The sequence below is a fragment of the Neobacillus drentensis genome (genome assembly GCF_036965245.1).
In the GTDB taxonomy this organism is placed as follows: Bacteria; Bacillota; Bacilli; order Bacillales; family Cytobacillaceae; genus Neobacillus; species Neobacillus drentensis_G.
The window spans coordinates 1-19,438 of sequence record NZ_JBALPG010000023.1 but is presented as its reverse complement, the minus strand read 5'-3'; the positions used below and the strand labels follow the sequence as shown (position 1 = coordinate 19,438).

At 39.1% G+C, this 19,438-nt stretch carries 20 protein-coding genes; 14 read left to right on the top strand and 6 right to left on the bottom strand.

The window, feature by feature from the left end:
• The first annotated feature begins 337 nt into the window (after window positions 1-337).
• Both V7150_RS06785 and V7150_RS06780 read left to right on the top strand, forming a co-directional pair.
• Window positions 338-1,522, top strand: coding sequence for an alanyl-tRNA editing protein (locus tag V7150_RS06785; RefSeq protein ID WP_335515286.1), 1,185 nt, complete (start codon window positions 338-340; stop codon window positions 1,520-1,522).
• A 72-nt stretch (window positions 1,523-1,594) separates the two neighbouring features.
• Complete coding sequence (locus tag V7150_RS06780; protein ID WP_335515283.1) at window positions 1,595-1,972, top strand: PH domain-containing protein; 378 nt, start codon at window positions 1,595-1,597, stop codon at window positions 1,970-1,972.
• Between the two features lie 138 nt (window positions 1,973-2,110).
• Here V7150_RS06780 and V7150_RS06775 read toward each other — a convergent pair whose 3' ends face one another.
• Window positions 2,111-3,274 (bottom strand): MalY/PatB family protein, encoded by a 1,164-nt coding sequence (locus V7150_RS06775; protein ID WP_335515280.1) that lies wholly within the window; start codon window positions 3,272-3,274, stop codon window positions 2,111-2,113.
• Window positions 3,275-3,369: 95 nt separating this feature from the next.
• Here V7150_RS06775 and V7150_RS06770 point away from each other — a divergent pair, with 95 nt between their 5' ends.
• Complete coding sequence (locus V7150_RS06770) at window positions 3,370-3,633, top strand: DUF1871 family protein (RefSeq protein ID WP_335515276.1); 264 nt, start codon at window positions 3,370-3,372, stop codon at window positions 3,631-3,633.
• Window positions 3,634-3,796: 163 nt separating this feature from the next.
• Here V7150_RS06770 and V7150_RS06765 read toward each other — a convergent pair whose 3' ends face one another.
• Entirely contained in the window at window positions 3,797-4,057 is a 261-nt protein-coding gene (locus V7150_RS06765) for a helix-turn-helix domain-containing protein (RefSeq protein ID WP_335515323.1), read from the bottom strand.
• 198 nt (window positions 4,058-4,255) lie between these two features.
• On the opposite strand from V7150_RS06765, the gene yugI reads away from it, so the two are divergent.
• The 5 genes from yugI (at window position 4,256) to V7150_RS06740 (ending at window position 10,149) form a co-directional block, all read left to right on the top strand.
• On the top strand, window positions 4,256-4,657 hold the full coding sequence (gene yugI, locus V7150_RS06760; protein WP_335515273.1) for a S1 domain-containing post-transcriptional regulator GSP13: 402 nt from the start codon (window positions 4,256-4,258) through the stop codon (window positions 4,655-4,657).
• A gap of 274 nt (window positions 4,658-4,931) precedes the next feature.
• Complete coding sequence (locus V7150_RS06755) at window positions 4,932-6,131, top strand: ornithine--oxo-acid transaminase (protein ID WP_335515270.1); 1,200 nt, start codon at window positions 4,932-4,934, stop codon at window positions 6,129-6,131.
• A 27-nt stretch (window positions 6,132-6,158) separates the two neighbouring features.
• Window positions 6,159-7,430: a Glu/Leu/Phe/Val family dehydrogenase gene (locus tag V7150_RS06750; protein ID WP_335515268.1), complete on the top strand. Its 1,272-nt coding sequence runs from the start codon at window positions 6,159-6,161 to the stop codon at window positions 7,428-7,430.
• A 93-nt stretch (window positions 7,431-7,523) separates the two neighbouring features.
• Window positions 7,524-8,687 (top strand): iron-containing alcohol dehydrogenase, encoded by a 1,164-nt coding sequence (locus V7150_RS06745; RefSeq protein ID WP_335515321.1) that lies wholly within the window; start codon window positions 7,524-7,526, stop codon window positions 8,685-8,687.
• A gap of 112 nt (window positions 8,688-8,799) precedes the next feature.
• A complete protein-coding gene (locus V7150_RS06740; RefSeq protein WP_335515265.1) occupies window positions 8,800-10,149 on the top strand; it encodes a glucose-6-phosphate isomerase in 1,350 nt (449 codons plus the stop codon).
• Between the two features lie 314 nt (window positions 10,150-10,463).
• Here the strand turns inward: V7150_RS06740 and V7150_RS06735 are convergent, their stop codons facing one another.
• Window positions 10,464-11,456 (bottom strand): potassium channel family protein, encoded by a 993-nt coding sequence (locus V7150_RS06735; protein WP_335515318.1) that lies wholly within the window; start codon window positions 11,454-11,456, stop codon window positions 10,464-10,466.
• A gap of 221 nt (window positions 11,457-11,677) precedes the next feature.
• Between V7150_RS06735 and V7150_RS06730 the strand changes: the two genes are divergently transcribed.
• From V7150_RS06730 to V7150_RS06720, 3 genes are all read left to right on the top strand, one after another.
• Entirely contained in the window at window positions 11,678-13,354 is a 1,677-nt protein-coding gene (locus V7150_RS06730; protein ID WP_335515262.1) for a DUF6044 family protein, read from the top strand.
• 18 nt (window positions 13,355-13,372) lie between these two features.
• Window positions 13,373-14,413 (top strand): glycosyltransferase family 2 protein, encoded by a 1,041-nt coding sequence (locus V7150_RS06725; protein WP_335515259.1) that lies wholly within the window; start codon window positions 13,373-13,375, stop codon window positions 14,411-14,413.
• A gap of 287 nt (window positions 14,414-14,700) precedes the next feature.
• Window positions 14,701-15,327: a LysE family transporter gene (locus V7150_RS06720; protein WP_335515256.1), complete on the top strand. Its 627-nt coding sequence runs from the start codon at window positions 14,701-14,703 to the stop codon at window positions 15,325-15,327.
• Between the two features lie 31 nt (window positions 15,328-15,358).
• Here V7150_RS06720 and V7150_RS06715 read toward each other — a convergent pair whose 3' ends face one another.
• The gene (locus tag V7150_RS06715; RefSeq protein ID WP_335515255.1) at window positions 15,359-16,711 is read right to left on the bottom strand and encodes an amino acid permease; all 1,353 of its coding nucleotides are present in this window, start codon (window positions 16,709-16,711) and stop codon (window positions 15,359-15,361) included.
• A 77-nt stretch (window positions 16,712-16,788) separates the two neighbouring features.
• Window positions 16,789-16,950: a hypothetical protein gene (locus V7150_RS06710; RefSeq protein ID WP_335515252.1), complete on the bottom strand. Its 162-nt coding sequence runs from the start codon at window positions 16,948-16,950 to the stop codon at window positions 16,789-16,791.
• A gap of 225 nt (window positions 16,951-17,175) precedes the next feature.
• On the opposite strand from V7150_RS06710, the gene V7150_RS06705 reads away from it, so the two are divergent.
• Window positions 17,176-17,934, top strand: a complete 759-nt coding sequence (locus tag V7150_RS06705; RefSeq protein ID WP_335515248.1) for a yteA family sporulation protein — start codon at window positions 17,176-17,178, stop codon at window positions 17,932-17,934.
• A 55-nt stretch (window positions 17,935-17,989) separates the two neighbouring features.
• On the opposite strand, the gene V7150_RS06700 is transcribed toward V7150_RS06705, so the two are convergent.
• Window positions 17,990-18,196: a YozQ family protein gene (locus tag V7150_RS06700; protein WP_335515245.1), complete on the bottom strand. Its 207-nt coding sequence runs from the start codon at window positions 18,194-18,196 to the stop codon at window positions 17,990-17,992.
• 91 nt (window positions 18,197-18,287) lie between these two features.
• On the opposite strand from V7150_RS06700, the gene V7150_RS06695 reads away from it, so the two are divergent.
• The gene (locus V7150_RS06695) at window positions 18,288-18,425 is read left to right on the top strand and encodes a hypothetical protein (protein WP_335515241.1); all 138 of its coding nucleotides are present in this window, start codon (window positions 18,288-18,290) and stop codon (window positions 18,423-18,425) included.
• A gap of 110 nt (window positions 18,426-18,535) precedes the next feature.
• On the top strand, window positions 18,536-19,438 hold a 903-nt coding region (locus tag V7150_RS06690; protein ID WP_335515238.1), incomplete at its 3' end, for a cation diffusion facilitator family transporter.

Sequence of the window (19,438 nt, the reverse complement as noted above, 5' to 3'; positions counted from 1 at the left end):
GCTACCCGCAAATGATGGGGGGGCAGAAGCCTCAAACAATGGGCGGATTTCAACCAGGTCAACAACCAATGACATACGGTCAGCGGAAGAAAGACAAAAAGTAATTTAAGTGGTTGAGATATTCAAAATAAAATAAACATGGCGAACCTGTTCCTTTAGCAAAAAGGGACAGGTTTTTTCAGCCGATGGGAAAGTATAACTTTCCCATCAGGCATAAGAGCAACACGCCTCTGTCTTCGCCTAGCGGCGAGTTTTCTTTATATTCTCGCTTGATTAAATTACTTTATTTATAGACAATATGTGTATCACATAAAAAAGCAATCGGGGTGTATTTGTAATGAAAAACAAATTATATTATCTGGACGCTTACATACAAACTTTTACTGCCCGAGTTTTGAAGCAAGAAGAAGACGAGGCTGGCAATTGGTATATCGTTTTAGACCAGACCGCCTTTTATCCAACGGGCGGGGGGCAGCCGCATGATATAGGCACAATTGCGGGTAAAAAGGTCGTGAATGTTGAAGAAATTGATGGCCAGATTCGCCATTACCTTGAAAGTCCCTTACAGGATAGCACTGTTGAGGTATCTGGCATCATTGATTGGGACCGACGATTTGATCATATGCAGCAACACACAGGACAGCATATTTTATCAGCTGCTTTTGAGCAGTTATTCGATTACAAAACAGTTGGTTTTCATTTAGGATCAGACAACCTGACAATTGATTTAGAAACTGAAATCCTAGCAGAGGATGACATAAAGAGAGTTGAAGAGCTTGCAAATAGAATTATTATAGAGAATAGGCCAATTGAAAGCAAATGGGTAACAGAGGAAGAATTATCCGACTATGCTTTAAGAAAAGAGACGAAGGTAAAAGAGGACATCCGGCTCATAATTATTCCGGACTTTGATTATAACGGCTGCGGCGGGACACATCCAAAGGCAACAGGTGAAGTTCGGGCGATTAAAATATTAGAATGGGAAAGACAAAGGAAAAAAGTCCGTGTTCAATTTGCATGTGGTAATCGAGTGATTAAACTCCTCGGAGACAAGCAAAGAGTGCTGCTCGGATTAACAAAGCACCTCAATGCCCCAGAAAAGGAAATGGAGCAGGCCGTAATAAGACTGCTGGAAAATGGAAAGCGTTTGGAGAAGGCTCTTGAACAATCAAAAGAAAGTTTGCTTCAATATGAGGCGAAGGATTTACTGGATAAAAATAATGATATTGTGGCTGAGGTGTTTCAAAATCGGACCATTCAAGAGCTTCAAAAGCTGGCCCGGCTCGTCATCGCTGAAGATGATGCGGCGCTAGTATTCTTTGTATCAAAGAATGAAACTCGTTTGCAGCTTGTTTGTGCCCGAGGAGCCTCTAGAACAGAAAATATGAAAACATTGATTGGAGAGATCTTGCCTCTAATAAACGGAAAGGGCGGAGGAAATGATTCTTTTGCACAAGGCGGTGGGGATGACCTCATGACTGCAGAGCAAATCCTTCAACAGCTGTTAACAATTATTAGATAAAATTCCAGCACAGCTTTATAGAATTTGGCTAATTTTGTATAATGGGATTATTAGAATGAAAGGGTGAGGCATGTGGGATTTTTAGATGGCTTAATGGGTAATGCATCTGAGGTAAATACTGCGGAAGTACAAAAGGAATTTGCAAGAGTTCTAGCACCAAATGAACAAATTGATAAAGCATATAAGCTTATTCGTGACATGTTTATTTTTACAAATAAACGTTTAATTCTTGTCGATAAGCAAGGAATAACAGGGAAAAAGGTAGAGTATCATTCCATACCGTATAAAAACATCACTCATTTCAGCATTGAAACAGCTGGAAATTTTGACTTAGACGCTGAACTAAAGATCTGGATCTCAGGAAATGCTGTTCCACTCCAGAAGCAATTTAATAAAAACTTAAACATATATGAGCTGCAAAGCGTTCTTGCGGAATATGTATTAAAATAATTTAAAAAAGCGATCTCATAAAGGGCTCGTAAGAATAATAAGAACTAAGAAACCAAAAGAATTGTCCTCATGATGGACTCATGAGGACAAAAAGAGTGAAGAATTTAAGAAAACTGTTCTCATAAAGGCTGTGCTTTCCTATTTAAGAGCTTTTTTTAATCGGATAAGCCCTTCATTTACATCCTCTTTCGGACAGGCAATATTCATTCGGACAAATCCTTCTCCACCGGGGCCGTATTTCGTACCTGGCTCTAGTGCCAATTTCCCCTTTTCTATTAATAAGTGGCGCAACTCATCATCTGAGACATTGAGTTTCCGGCAATCAAGCCATAGGAGATAGGTTCCTTCAGATTTGATGCAGGTAATCTCTGGAAGATGCTCGTGAAGAAAATTAATGGCAAATTTTTTGTTTTCTTGCAGGTAATCGATCAGTTCCTCAAGCCATGCCTCCCCCTCCCTGTAAGCCGCTTCCATCCCGATCATCCCAAAAGTATTTAATGAGAAAACCCCTTGGCGGGATAAGGTTTCATGAAATTGCTTTCGTAATCCTTCGTTTTTAATAATGACGGCAGAAGCCTGCAGCCCCGCAAGATTAAAGGTTTTACTCGGGGCAATAAGTGTGATGACCCTCTCAGAAAACACATCACTTAAAGAAGCAATTGGGATATGATGATAGTCTTTGTAAATGATATCTGAGTGAATTTCATCTGAAAGAATAAGACAATTGTATTTTAGGCAAAGATCGCAAATTTTTAATAGCTCATTTTTTGTCCAAACCCTGCCTCCGGGATTGTGCGGGCTGCATAACAAGAACATCTTACAGCCTTGTTGTAATGACTCTTCAAAGCTGGCAAAATCAATCTCGTATTTTTCATTTACAAGTGTTAACGGCGAATTTACCACTATTCTGTTATTTTTTTTAATCATTTCGAAAAAAGGAGTATAAACGGGAGATTGAAGCAACACCCGATCACCCTCTTCTGTAAACGACTGGATTGCAGCACTAATCGCTTGAACCACTCCACTGCAATATGACAGCCATGATGGGTTTACCTCCCATTGATGTCTTTTTAACAGCCAGTCCACAATCGCTCCTGCTGTGGATGGAGGGACAAAGGTATAACCGAACACCCCATGTTCCACTCGAGACTTTATCGCGTTTAAAACGGCTTGAGGCGGCTTGAAATCCATATCGGCTACCCACATAGGCCATAAATTAGCTTCTCCAAATATTTCTTTTGTTTGCTCCCATTTGACTGATGATGTCTTTAATCGATCAATCTTTTCATTAAAAATTGTCATTCTCTCACCGCCAGTTTCAATTTTTATACTTACTTATTCTTATGATAAAATATTTTCATCAAATGTAAAAATTATAGGTTATAGGAGATAAAAAAATGAGAAAAGAGCTTCAAACTAATTTGCAGTATGTGGATGTTTTAAATGAATGGGACCCTTTTCACTTGAAAAACGGGGGCTATGAGACTGAAATAGCTGACACGATTCAAGCAGTCCATGAACTTAATAATCCGAGTAAGCTGGCAAAAAGAATTCAAGCGATTTACGAATTTTCTTTTGAAAAAGCTATTCCCATGGAAAGCTGCCTAAAAATAGCAGAGACATTATTAACAATCAAAGAGAATGAATCTTGCTCTCTATAAAATAAAAATAGAGGACATACCGAATTGGTTGTCCTCTTCAAAAAGGGGGGAATACTAGAAAGCCTTATATTTTAAGGTTTACCAGTATTTCCTTTTTCTATACGGAAAAAGATAAAAAATAAAAAAGCGGTACATTTTACAGCTTTACCTTGTAGGGATCATATTAAGGATTCGTAGGGGATGAGTCTGTATGAACTTGGTTATGTTGTAATAACTCAGAAGCAGGAATATCTAGAACAGTAGACAACTTTAAGATTGTCTGAGTACTTGGCATTTGTTCCCCAGATTCGTATTTCTCAATCGTATGAGTTCCTATTCTTACCCTCTGAGCCAACTCCTCTTGAGTCATATTGAGCTTTTCACGGCTATTTTTAATGATCTGGCCGATTGAATTCATACTGTTCACCTCTTCTTGAAAAGATATTTTCTCACTAATAGTATATCATGGTAAATTTTCCGTTTCTTATTCCCTTTTTGAACATTATGTTAAGAATTTCTGAAATAATCGTATGTCGTTCTTTATTAATACCAAAAGCTTTTTTGATTAAAGCCGTTTATTATGCTATAATCTTTTAATGCGTATATAAGGGATAAAATAATTTTTTTACTTAGGAGTGTTTTCATGACAGAAAAAATTGAAACAGGAAGTATATTAACAGGTAAGGTAACTGGTATTCAACCATATGGAGCATTTGTTGCACTCGACGAAAATATCCAGGGTCTTGTCCATATTTCAGAAATAACGCACGGATATGTAAAAGATATTAATGACCATTTAAAGGTTGGCGATGAAATTAAGGTTAAGGTTTTATCTGTCGATGAAGGGGCTGGAAAAATTGGCCTTTCGATTCGTGCGACTGAAGAGGCTCCTGTTCAACAAACTGTAAAACCAAAGAAGCCGCGTAAACGTCTTGCTGCAGCGATTATTCCTGAAGCAGAAGGCCAACAAGGATTTAACACATTAAAAGACAAGCTTCAAGAGTGGATTGATCAATCACAACGAGAAGATTTAATTAAAAAATAAAACATTAGAAGCCTGAGACCTGCTGTGATTGCAGATTGGTCCAGGCTTTTTTTATAAGGAAAAGAACGTTGCAAAAATGAATCAGTTTATCCCACAGTAGTATAGAATATACATATTATACAACGAACTGGGTGATGCTATGCTTTGCTCACATCACCTTATTGAATTTATATGCTAGAAATAAAAATAGAAAACTGTTCATTCTTTTTTTTGGCTCGGCTACAATAGATTTATCTATACATAAATCTAAAGAATTAAATGGAGGATATGATTCATGCCAACAAATAATAATACAAACGAATTAATTGAAAAAACGGAGAAATACGGCGCTAATAATTATCATCCACTTCCAATTGTAATCTCTCGTGCTGAAGGTGTTTGGGTAGAAGACCCTGAAGGCAATAAATACATGGATATGCTTAGTGCCTACTCCGCTGTCAACCAAGGACACCGTCATCCTAAAATAATTCATGCATTGAAGGATCAAGCAGATAAGGTTACGTTAACCTCACGTGCTTTCCATAACGACCAGCTTGGTCCCTGGTATGAAAAGGTTTGTCAATTAACAAAGAAAGAAATGGTTTTACCGATGAACACTGGTGCGGAGGCTGTTGAGACGGCTGTCAAAGCAGCACGTCGCTGGAGCTATGATGTGAAAGGAGTAGCGGAAAACCAGGCAGAAATTATCGCTTGCGTTGGAAATTTCCATGGAAGAACAATGACAGCAGTTTCCTTATCATCTGATACTGAATACAAACGGGGATTTGGCCCGATGCTGCCGGGGATAAAGCTGATTCCGTATGGAGATTTAGCGGCACTGAAAGCAGCGATTACGTCAAACACAGCAGCCTTTTTAATCGAGCCAATTCAAGGTGAAGCAGGGATTGTGATTCCACCTGAAGGATTTATCAAGGCAGCATTTGATCTATGTAAGGATAATAATATTCTCTTTATTGCTGATGAAATTCAAGCAGGTTTGGCACGTACAGGAAAAATGTTTGCTTGTGAATGGGAAGGCATTGAGCCGGATATGTATATCCTCGGAAAAGCTCTTGGCGGAGGCGTGTTTCCAATCTCTTGCGTAGTAGCCAACAAGGACATTTTATGCGTGTTTAATCCGGGATCACACGGTTCTACCTTTGGAGGAAATCCGATGGCCTGTGCTGTTTCCATTGCTGCCCTTGATGTACTTGTAGAAGAAAAGCTTGTTGAAAGGTCCTTAGAGCTTGGGAAGTATTTTATCGGCAAATTAAAAGAGATCAAGAACCCTAAAATCAAGGAAGTTCGCGGGCGAGGCTTGTTTATCGGTGTTGAACTAACTGAACCTGCTCGTTATTATTGTGAACAATTAAAAGACCATGGGTTATTGTGTAAAGAAACACATGATACGGTAATTCGTTTTGCTCCTCCGCTTGTCATCAGCAAAGAGGAATTAGATTGGGCAATTGAACGAATTAACATAGTATTAGGGTAGATAGTAAAAATAACTAGGGGTGCCAAAATGGGGACTACTGATGGGGATGGAAAGGAAAAAGAAATATTAAACCTTCTTACATCAACGCAAATTGTTATTCATGATGCATTAAAAAAACTAGGGTATAACCAAGATATGTATCATTTATTAGAAGAACCATTGAAAACAGTCAGTGTCAGGATTCCTGTTCGAATGGATGATAGGTCGACTAAAATTTTTACTGGTTTCCGTGCACAGCATAATGATGCAATTGGACCCACAATGGGGGGTGTCCGCTTTCATCCTCGGGTAAGTGAAGAGGAAGTCAAGGCATTTTCGATGTGGATGAGCATGAAGTGCGGGATTGCTGATTTACCTTTCGGTGGAGGGGAGGGCGGAATTATTTGTAACCCGCGAGCGATGTCATTTGGTGAGCTGGAACGTTTAAGCCGCGGTTACGTACGTGCTATTAGCCAAATTGTCGGTCCAACTAAAGATATACCAGCACCGGATATGTATACCAATTCGCAAATTATGGCCTGGATGTTAGATGAATACAGCCGTCTCCGTCAAAACGACTCCCCTGGCTTTATCACAGGTAAACCACTTGTGTTGGGAGGCTCTGAGGGAAGGGAAAAAGCAGGAGCAAAAGGAGTAACCATATGTATCGAAGAAGCGGCAAAGAAGCGTGGAATATCGATCAAAGGAGCTCGTGTGATTATCCAAGGTTTTGGAAACGCCGGAAGCTACATCGCAAAGTTTTTGCATGATGCAGGAGCGATTATTGTTGGAATTTCAGATGTTTATGGTGCATTATATGATCCAGATGGATTAAATATTAATTATCTATTGGATCGGCGTGACAGCTTTGGTACTGTAACCACCCTATTTGAAGGCGTCTTTACGAATCAAGAACTACTAGAGTTCGACTGTGATATTTTGGTGCCGGCGGCGATTTCTAATCAAATTACAGTTGAAAATGCCCACAGTATCAAAGCAAGTATTGTGGTAGAAGCAGCGAATGGGCCTACGACACTTGAGGCGACAAACATACTCACAGAGCGTGGAATATTGCTTGTTCCTGATGTGTTGGCAGGTGCAGGCGATGTCACTGCTTCTTATTTTGAATGGGTTCAAAATAATCAAGGGTATTATTGGACTGAAGAGGAAATAGGCGGAAAATTACGAGAGAAGCTTGTCAAATCCTTCAATGATATTTACGAATTAGCGCAAACTAGCAAGGTAAATATGCGCATGGCCGCTTATATGGTTGGTGTAAGAAAAATAGCAGAAGCAGTGTTGTTCAGGGGATGGGTATAAAGAAATCCTTGCATCATCTTGATGCAGGGTTTCTTTTTTTGCAAAAAAAATGATTTTAAATAATAATTGAGAATGAAAAGGACGGTGTTAATTGTGGAGAACTTTACTTTTTTGAATCCAACAAAATTAATTTTTGGAAAAGGTCAGCTCGAACAATTAAAAACAGAAATTCCCCGATACGGGAAAAAAGTGCTGCTCGTCTATGGCGGCGGCAGTATTAAACGTAGCGGTCTATATAAAAAGGTTTTCTCTTTTTTACATGAAATCGGTGCTGAAGTATTTGAACTTTCTGGGGTAGAGCCAAATCCCCGCATTTCTACTGCCCGAAAAGGGGTAGAAATCTGCAAAAAGGAAGGAATTGAATTCCTATTAGCAGTTGGCGGCGGCAGTGTAATTGACTGTACCAAGTTAATTGCGGCAGGGGCTAAATATGATGGCGATGCTTGGGATTTAGTTGTTAAAAAGGCCTTTACCAAGGAAGCTCTTCCAATTGGTACGGTATTGACACTTGCGGCAACTGGTTCAGAAATGAACGCCGGCTCGGTAATCACTAATTGGGAAACAAATGAAAAATATGGCTGGGGCAGTGCTGTGACATTCCCGAAATTTTCAATTTTAGATCCTGTTAATACGTTCACTGTTCCAAGAAACCAAACGATTTATGGAATTGTTGATATGATGTCACATGTGCTTGAACATTATTTTCACCTTGAAGAGAATACAGATTTTCAGGATCGCATGTGCGAATCCTTACTTATAACGGTGATGGAAACAGCACCGAAATTGCTGGCAAATCTGGAAAACTATGAACACCGGGCAACGATTCTTTACAGCGGCACAATGGCATTGAACGGTATTTTAAATATGGGTTATCGAGGCGATTGGGCAACCCACAATCTTGAGCATGCGGTATCTGCTGTCTATGACATCCCACATGGCGGCGGGCTTGCGATCCTTTTCCCGCATTGGATGGAGCATACCCTTAACGTGAAACCTGAGCGCTTTAGACAGCTTGCTGTTCGAGTGTTCGGCGTAAATGCTGAGGGTAAGAGTGCGGAGGAAGCAGGACGAGAAGGAATTCGGAAGCTGCGTGAATTTTGGAATAGCATTGAAGCACCTTCACGATTAGCTGATTATGATATTGATGATACTAAGCTTGATGTAATGGCCGACCGTGCGATGGCAAACGGTGAGTTTGGCACCTTTAAGAAGTTAAATCGTGACGATGTTTTAGCCATTTATCGGGGATCATTATAAATGTAAAAAATTTATCGAAAATGGGCACGCTTACATAAGGTGCCCTTCCTTGATTATCTGCTCGTCATTCGTTAAAGTGATTATTGAAAATAAAAAAAATGGAGGATCATACATGACACATGTTCGTTTTGATTACTCAAAAGCTCTTACTTTTTTTGGAGAACATGAACTTACATATCTACGCGATGCTGTGAAAGTTGCCCACCATTCTCTACACGAGAAAACAGGGGCTGGCAGTGACTTTTTGGGATGGATTGAGCTCCCAACCAATTATGACAAAGAAGAATTTTCTCGCATTCAAAAATCAACTGAAAAAATTAAGGCTGATTCCGATGTCTTGCTTGTGATTGGCATCGGCGGTTCCTACCTTGGGGCAAAGGCTGCGATAGAAATGCTGTCGCACAGTTTCTATAACGTCCTGCCGAAAGAAAAACGCAGCACCCCGCAAATCATTTTTGTCGGAAACAATATTAGTTCCAGTTATGTGCAAGATGTAATCGATCTCCTTGATGGAAAGGATTTCTCGATTAACGTCATCTCTAAATCTGGAACAACAACTGAGCCAGCGATTGCCTTCCGTATTTTCCGCAAGATTCTTGAGGAAAAATACGGTGTAGAAGAAGCGCGCAAAAGAATTTATGCGACAACAGACAAAGCAAGAGGTGCGCTAAAAACGTTAGCAACAGAAGAAGGCTATGAATCCTTCGTAATTCCGGATGATGTTGGCGGTCGTTATTCTGTTTTAACAGCAGTCGGCTTGCTGCCAATTGCCGTTTGCGGAGCTGACATTGAAAAAATGATGGAAGGTGCAAGGCAGGCACAAGGTGACTATAGTTCATCTGAGCTTGAAGAGAATACTGCCTATCAATATGCGGCTGTTAGAAATGCGCTTTACAATAAAGGAAAAACGATTGAAATGCTGATCAATTATGAGCCAGGTCTGCAATATTTTTCTGAATGGTGGAAGCAGCTGTTTGGTGAAAGTGAAGGAAAAGACCAAAAAGGGATTTATCCATCTTCTGCAAACTTTTCGACAGACCTTCACTCACTTGGACAATATGTTCAAGAAGGACGCCGTGATTTATTTGAAACCATCATTAAGGTGGAAAAACCTCGACATGAGTTGAAAATTGAAGCCTTTGAAAATGACTTAGATGGCCTAAACTATTTAGCTGGACAAACGATTGACTTTGTTAATAACAAAGCATTTGAAGGTACGATGCTTGCTCATACAGACGGCGGCGTGCCAAACTTAATTGTTTCTATTCCTGCAATGGATGAGTATACATTTGGTTACCTTGTTTATTTCTTTGAAAAGGCCTGTGCGATGAGCGGCTATCTTCTTGGAGTTAATCCATTTGATCAGCCAGGGGTTGAGGCTTATAAGGTGAATATGTTTGCTTTACTAGGCAAGCCTGGATTTGAAGAAAAGAAAGCTGAGCTTGAAAAACGGTTGAAATAATATAAAAAAGAGTGCTGACGCGATTGAAGGTGTCAGTACTCTTTTTTTTGAAGACTATCTTAAGAAAAATTCCCTCTAAAGGACAAAACCCGAAGTCGAATAGATAAGAATGTCTTTAATAAGCCTTCTTAAGGACAAAACCCGAAGTCGAATAGGTAAAAATGTCTTTAAGAAGCTGTCTTAAGGACAAAACTCACTGGAAAATCTGCAAAAATGTCTTTAATTGGACTTCTGTCTAAAGGACAAAATTCATTAGAAAATCCTAAAAAATGTATTCAATAGTCCTTCTAAATGACAAAATTCATTAGTGAGGGTTATTTAAAGGTAAGTAGTTGATCATTTTCTTCAATTTTAAATGTGTGGGTTGGGTTAAGAATGGTTTCTTCCCCTCTTTTGATGCCAATCAATAGGACCCCCTTTATTATCAGTTCCTGGCATACTTCATTGAAGGTTTTACCAATATCATCTCTATTAACAATAGAAGACGACAATCTGTTTTCCTGTAATTGATGGATAACATTCGATAATAGTCCATCCCCATTGGAATGCAGGCTATTAATCATAAACACACTGGTTAATTTGTTGGATTGAATGACTTCGTCAGCACCAGCTCTTAGGGCATTTACTACTTGTTCAGCCGTTAATATTTCAACGATGCATTTAACCTTCGCGCATAATCCTTTGATTGTCAGTAAGGTAAGGATACTATTCATATCGGCTTGAAGCTCATCATTTCCTCGATCTGCGGTAATTAATACTTTCTCTGCTTTTTCTATATCACTTTTGATAATCGTTTCATCAACATGGCCTTTTCCTTGAATAAAATGAACAAATCTCGACTTTACCGGATTTGCTTCAAGTGTTTCATCAATTAAGACAATCATTTGTGGATCATTAACTTTTGTAAGCTTATTAATTAGCTCCTTTGACCTCTCATTCCAGCCGATGATGATGATATGATCATTGCCTTTAAAAGGGATTCTTCCTTCGGAATAGGCATCCTGTTTTGTAACAGCAGCTGCTGCTAGCGTTCCAAAATAAGAGGAGACAAAGCCAACTCCAAGTAATATTAATATTAAAGCAGTAATTCTGCCCAAAAAAGAATGTGGTACATAATCACCATATCCCACTGTGGAGGCGGTAATAATCGCCCACCAAATCCCGTCAAAAATCGTTGGAAAAGTTTCAGGCTCTAGAAAGTGAATAGAGATTCCAAATGACAGAAACACAAGCAATGCGATTAATAGGATTCGAACTAGAAGCGGCAATCGCAAAAAGCTTATATAAACTCTGTTCGGCAAGATCATCACCTCTTTTCTGTTACTACCTATTATTGACAAAAGTGCATTCTCTCATTATTTTTAAATCATTTTTTTGGACAAAGCCAATAAAAATGTAAATAGTGGAAACTGTCTAGTTTTGTCGATACTCTTTTTTTTTTCCAAATAAATAGGAATAATTTTCAGTTCAAAAGCAAAATGTAAAACAAAAGTGCTCTATAGAGAAAACGATTTTGAGGTGTAGAAGAGTGGTTATTGAAACTAAAAAAGAGCGAAGATTGATCCTCTTCGCCTTAATTGTTCTAGCGATCTATCTTTCTCCGCTGTTTATTCTGCAGGAAAATGCCCACATCCGGGTTCATGATAATTTGGACTCCAACTTGGCATGGTATAAGGTATTGGCAAAAAGCGGGGCAATGTTTGGAGCCGTAAATGGAGCTATTCCGCAAATCATCAATGGACAGCTGTCAAGAAATGCGTTTGGAACAGAATACAGTTTCATTGTCTGGTTATATACTCTTTTTCCAACGATGACAGCCTATGCCCTTAGTCAAGCATTGACAAGAATAGTGGCTTTTTTCGGAATGTATTTACTTCTAAAAAAACATCTGCTTCCCGGTGAGAGGTGGCTGCTTTTGCAAATAGGGGCTTCCCTTGCCTTTGCGTTAACCCCGTTTTGGCCGTCAGGGATGTTGAGCACGTTAGGAATGCCCCTTGCACTTTGGGCCTTTCTCAACATTCGCAATGGAGCGGGAACTTGGAAGGAGTATTTAGTGCTCACGTTTATCCCGTTTTATGCGAGCATCGTCTTAGGATTTTTCTTTTTTCTAAGTGCCATGGGGATCGTTTGGCTATGGGATGTTTTGAGGGGAAAGGGCTGGAACCTTCGCTTTTTGTTGTCAATTGGTTATATGACTATTATTTTTGTGTTGGTTGAGTACCGGCTCGTTTATTCTTTTTTGTTTTCTAAAGAACCAAATAGCCGTGATGAATACTTTCATGCGAATTTGCCATTTTGGCGCGCGGCTCGCCTTTTTATTAAAAACTATCTGCTTGGCCACACCCATGTGATGACTTTACATACTTTATTAATCGTACCCGCAACCTTCATTGCCATCTACTTTGTTTATTCGAAAAAACTATGGCAGCAGGAAAAATTATTTATTCTTTTATTTGGCCTTAATATTCTATTGTCGTTATGGTATGCCTTTTGGTTCTATGAAGGCTGGCTACCATTAACAAAGAAGTTTCATTTTATGGATACCTTTAATTTTGCCCGCTACCATTTTTTGAGGCCGCTTGTGATTTATGCGAGCTTTGCCCTTGCTTTAAAAATTATATCACTCCAAGGAATAAACTGGGCAAAAATGGCGAAATGGCTTATTGTTTTACAAATCGTATTTTTGGGGTTTTGGAATGACGAAATCGTTTATAAAGATAAGCCAACTGTTAAAGAATTTTTCGCTGAGGATATATTCCACGATATTAAGGAGCATATCGGCCAAAAGCAGGAGGATTACCGGATTGCAAGTATCGGAATCCATCCAGCTGTCGCGCAATATAATGGCTTCTACACCATTGATACCTATAATAATTTTTATCCATTAAGCTATAAACATCAATTTAGGAAAATAATTGAAAAGGAATTAGCCAAAAATAAAACCATTCGTAAATATTTTGATAAATGGGGCGGGCGCTGTTACATTTTTACAGCACAGCTTGGAAAAAAATATATGCTCAAGAAAGATTCCAAACGCCACTTGAAAAATTTGGAACTAAATACGGATGTTTTTAAGGATATGGGCGGCCGTTATATTTTTTCGGCCATCCCAATTGACAATGCCGAGCAAAATCAATTAATGCTTGATAAAGTGTTCGTATCAAAAACAGCGGCATGGAAAATTTATTTATATAAGACATTGTAGACATCGGAGGTTTTAACAATGATGGAACCAGTCCTTACGATTGTTGTGCCGTGCTATAACGAGGAAGAAGTTTTGCCGGAGACTATCAACCAGCTTCAGGAGCTGTTAAAAGAGCTGATTCAGGAAGCACTTGTTTCAAAGCAAAGCAAAATCTTGTTTGTTGATGACGGAAGTAAGGATCATACATGGGAGTTGATTTACAAGGAAGGGTTACGAAGCGAATTTGTCCGCGGCTTAAAATTATCGCGGAATGTCGGGCATCAAAATGCATTACTTGCCGGTTTATTTACAGTAAAAGAACGTTCAGATTGTGTGGTTTCGATTGATGCCGACCTGCAGGATGATATTATGGTCATCCGTGAGTTTATCATAAAATTTCATGCAGGCTATGAAATTGTTTATGGTGTCCGTAAAGGACGTGACACGGATACGGTGTTTAAAAGAGGCACTGCCCAGGCGTTTTACAAAGTAATGAAAAAAATGGGGGTAGACCTCGTCTATAATCATGCTGATTTTCGGCTAATGAGCAAAAGAGCAGTGGAAGAGCTGGAAAGATTTACAGAGGTCAATCTTTTTTTAAGGGGAATCGTACCTCTCCTTGGCTTTCGCTCAGATGTGGTCTATTATGACCGTTTAGAAAGGCATGCGGGGGTCACAAAGTACCCTTTAAAAAAAATGCTCGCCTTTGCCTTTGATGGCATTACCTCCTTTTCCATCTCACCTATTCGGTTTGTATTGATCACTGGATTTGTTTCCTTCTTCATGAGTCTCGTTTTTGGCGGGTACTTTTTAGCACTTAAATTTTTTGGTAACACTGAGACGGGTTGGACGTCCTTGATTACTTCTATTTGGTTAATCGGAGGTCTGCAATTAATTGCGATCGGATTAATTGGTGAGTATGTTGGGAAAATTTACAAAGAAGCAAAACAGCGTCCCAAGTATATAGTCGATATTGATTCATTTAACCTGCCGATATCAAGGCACCATTTACTTAAACAAACGTTTGAGGATGAGGGATTCAGCCCTGGTTTTAGAAAAGTATCGGAAACAAACAAATAATTTTCTTGAGTTTTCCTAATCGGAAAGCTCTTTTTTATGGAAAAGGGGCGGAGCGTGGTAAAAATGAATCTGTATATCCAATTCAATCGAAAATATCCAATTCTTTTATTTTGTTTAGATGAAGCCTAGCTCTGCTCACACAGACTTTATTATATTGGGCTCGGTCTTTTAATAGGTTCCACGGTTAATTGTAGTTTGGAACGAAATATAAGTTTTAGTGGTACAACCTCCCCTTCCTGAATAAAAATGGATAGACAGGCACCTATTTCGTTTGAGGAGAGATTGTGATGAATGTATTTCTAAGTTATATACTTTTAGGATTGTCGCTGGCTGCTCCGATTGGGCCGATTAATGCGGCACAAATTGATAGGGGAATAAGAAATGGCTTTATGCACTCTTGGCTTATTGGGGTAGGAGCAGTTGTCGCTGACGGGATATATATGCTTATAGTTTACATAGGGGTTGTGCAGTTTCTCGAAACGGCATTTATGCAAACCTTTCTCTGGTTTTTTGGCTGTTTTGTCCTGATGTATACAGGAATTGAAACCTTCATGAAGGCAGGAAAAATAAATTTAGAACATACCCGAGGCAAGGACCCCCTAATTAAATCGTTTTTTTCAGGTTTTTTGATGTCCATCTCTAATCCACTTACCATCCTTTTTTGGTTAGGCATTTATGGATCAGTTCTTGCTAAAACGGCTGCGACCTATGATAGCAGTCAATTGGTGCTTTATAGCAGTGCAATTTTTATCGGGCTTTTGGTATGGGATATTGCCATGGCAGGAGTAGCAAGCAGTTCTCGAAAATATTTAAACTCCCATTGGCTTGTAGGGATTTCACTTTTATCTGGACTTTCCTTGATTGGTTTTGGAATTTACTTTGGGATGCAGGCATTTCAAAATCTATTTGGGTAAAAAAATCCGGCGAAAAATTCGTCGGATTTTTTTATGCCGTTGGCCAAGGCTTGAGCACTTTAGGCTTTTTCTTTTTCCATTGAAAATTCATAATGAAGGTTATAATCCCTATAATGCCAAGAAAGGCTAAGCTGATAAAGAATCCCGGCCTGCTTGTATCATGAAAAAGTGTTCCAGAGACGGCAATTAAAATAAAAATGGCGCCGATGGAATACATCATTTTCTCCTTCAGCTTCAACTTTAAAATTTTTCTAGAAGAGGCTAGGATAAATATCCAATTATACAGCAGCATTAATCCTGCTGCAGTTGTGATATACTCATAGATTCGGTTAGGCATTACCAATGCTGCCACGATTGAAGCTGTAATACCGAGAATGGTAATTATTAATGTCGGCAATGGAACCTTTAATTTCCCTTTCTTAGAAAAACTGACTGGAGCGTCCCCTTCCTCTCCTAATGTCACAAGGACACTTGTTACACCATATAGGGAAGCGGTCATAGTTGAAAAACCGGCAATGATTAAAGCAGCATTAAAAAAATGGGGCACGAAGGAAAGATTGTAGGCATCTAATGCAATCACAAACGGGCTTTCTTTTGCATTGAAAGTATGCCAAGACACCATCATGACTGCCAAACCAATCGAAAGAACGTAAATGAATGTCAGCAAAAACAGCATGACCTTTCCTGCTTTTGGTGCTTCTTTTGGATCCTTTAATTTCGTTGCCATCAATCCTAATATTTCAATTCCCCCAAAGGCGTAGAAGGCAAAAATAACTGCGGACCATAACCCTTTTATTCCACCTGGAATTAATTCCTTTTTGCTGTTAGGGTATTGAATCGGCCGGTTGCCATCAATGACACCAAAAATGGCTAAAGCAGCAATAATAATAAACATTAATATCGCAGAGATCTTTAATATGGCGAGAATATTTTCCATCTTGTTTAGAAGATTTACTCCGATGAGAATAACGGCTAATCCCAGAACACTATAGATTGTGGCAAAGATCCATAAAGGGACTTTGGGGAACCAGAAACGTGAAAAAATCGAGAGCGCCGTCATTTGACTGCCCATAATGAGAACCTCTGAGCACCAATAGACCCAGCCGCTGCTGAAGCCTGCCCAACGCCCATAAGCTTTTTTTGCATACGATCGAAAACCGCCTTTCAGCGGCTCCTTGGAGGTCATTTTGGAAAGGGCATCGAATACAAAATAGGTCCCAACGGCTGCGATTAAAAACGCAATTAAAATGGCTGGGCCAGTCATTTTTATCGCTAAACTTGAGCCAAGGAAAAAACCTGTGCCAATTGTGCAGCCTACGCCAAATAAAGAAAGCTGCCACCATTTCATGTTATTTTCCTCAGCACCGGACTTTGCTTTGCTCATAGATATTCTCCTTTTTCTTGTCTCATTTAAAAAGGGTAAGGTGTAAAAAGTGGCCCCAACCCTTTTATTTCACCAAGTTATAATTCACGTCCAGTTGCCCCGGGAGCTTTATCGGTATTATCCTGGTTGTTATATTCAGGATCATTCAGCCCAGGCTTTTGTTTCTTGCCGCTACTTAAATATTCAGCCGGATGTTCGCGCTGTTCTTTTCTAAACTTTTCAAAATTTTCATTAACCATATCATCGCCTCATTTCTATTCATCATTATTATTCTTAAGATACACGCCTAACCAATTCTTATTCAGTTTCTATAGACCGTGTAGGATAGGATTTTGATGGAATTAAAATTTTATTACATAATCAAGCGCGAAACAAATGAAAATATATATGTAATGATAAAAATAGAAAACATAAACGGTGATATAGATTACAATTGCGCTTTTTATTGGAAAGGGGTTTAAACCATGTTATCGACACAGCAGTTAGCTGAGTTAAGGTTACAATTGTTGCAAGAAAAAAGTGAAGTGGAGGAACGCTTCGAACAAAATGACCATTTTGGGTTACAACGAGGACATGCACATGAATCGATGGGTGAATTATCAAGCTATGATAACCATCCGGCTGATGACGCCACCGAATTATACGAACGTGAAAAGGATATAGCTTTAAATGAACATTATGAATTACAGCTTAGTAACATAAACAGGGCGTTAGAGGCGATGGAAAATGGAACTTATGGAAAGTGTGAGGTGTGTGGCAAGGAAATTCCGTTCGAACGTTTAGAGGCTCTGCCAAACACTACCTATTGCATTGAACATAGCCCGGATCAAATTACATCACACAATCGTCCAGTTGAAGAAGGAGTATTAATGCCTCCATTTGGAAAATTTGATATGGACGAAAAGGATGAGAACGTTGCTTTTGATTCCGAAGATTCCTGGCAGACAGTGGCTGCATGGGGAACATCTGAAACACCATCAGATCTAGCTTTTTCACAGGATGATTATCAAGATATGTATACTGAAGCAGATGAAAATATCGGTTATGTTGAGGATTTTGAAAATTTTGTTGGCAATGATATGTATGGAAATAATATCAAGGTTTATCCGAATCCACAGCATGAACACTATGAGGATGCCCTGGATGATGAAGGAATTATGACAAGCTTTGGGGATTTGCCCGCCTTTGAACATGACGCTTACGTTGATCATGATGATAAATGATATTAAAAAAATGAAAACAGCTTTCGGTTGAGAGCTGTTTTCTAATGAGTTTACCTTATTCGTAGCCTTTTTGTGGAATCGGAATATCTTTTCCGTTTACATCATCAATGACTGCGCCTATCTCCCCTTCTGCAAACGTATCGCTAACCTGCTCATGTGTGGTCGCAAGTCCAGAGGATAGGGTGTCCTTTTCTTGATAATAGCTTGGATGATAAAAACTTCCGGCGATTTCTTTTTTTGGATTTGCTTTCTTATTGGTCATCATGTAATCCTCCTTTTTCATATGAATACTACAACGGTATTTTTTCTTATTTTTAAATAATTACTCCTATAAATTGAAAGGTGATATGTTTATGAATCGAAAAAATGAATTTCCTACACGAGAAGATTTAGATGAAGCATTCCATTATCTTCATGACCAAATTAACAGGATTTCTGTTATAGAAGAAGTAGAATTGAGGAAAAGGGACAATGAAGGGCATAAAGAATGATGAACTTTTTGTGTGTTGTTAAATTTGCTTAGATGGTGCAAGACTTTTTCTCTAGACTCATCTAGTTCTAGTTTGCAATGATTTCTAAAGGGATTCAAAGGTGGTTTACAATGGAAATGAGAGAAACCCTGGCTAAAAAAGTGGCCTGGATTAGTGTAATCAGTAACATAGTCCTTACATTAGGAAAAATTATCATTGGCTGGTATGGGAGGAGTGATGCAGTATTTGCTGACGGGATCCATTCTGCTGCCGATGTTTTTGCCTCTGTCATCGTTTTGTTGGTAATTAAAATTGCAAACAAGCCGGCTGATAAAGAACATCCATATGGACATGGAAAGGCTGAGGTAATCGTTTCTGAAATTATTGGTATTCTGCTTTTACTTGTTGCTATCTATGTTGCGTACGAAGGGTTTAGTGGTTTCTTTCATGAGGTGGAACCGCCCAGTTTCTTAGCAATGTGGGTCGCACTCATTTCGTTTATTACCAAGATAATTTTATACCGAAGTTCCCTCCGGGTGGCTAAAGAGAATCAAAGTAAGGCGATTGAAGCGATTGCTTACGATCATAAAGCTGATATTGTCGCATCCATCGCCGCTGCCATTGGGGTACTCATTTCAATTGCCGGGGAACGCTTTGATATCCATCTCTTGCTATACGGGGATAAGGCTGCGAGTATTTTTGTCGCGTATTTAATTTTTAAAATTGCAAAGGAAATGCTTACAGAGGCTTTTGACATCTTACTTGAGCGTAATATTAATACAGAGACACTTCAGGAATACATTGCCGTTGTCAACGAGTTTCAAGATGTAAAACGGATTGACCGGATAAGGGCAAGAGAGCATGGTCATTATATATTGGTTGACTTACGCGTTTCCATCGACCATTTTAAAACGATTAAAGAGGGGCATGATCTGGCAAAATCCATCAAACGAAAACTAATGGATAAATATGATAATATCCATGAAGTATTAATTCATTTAAATCCTTATTTCCCAGATGAGACAAATAATAAC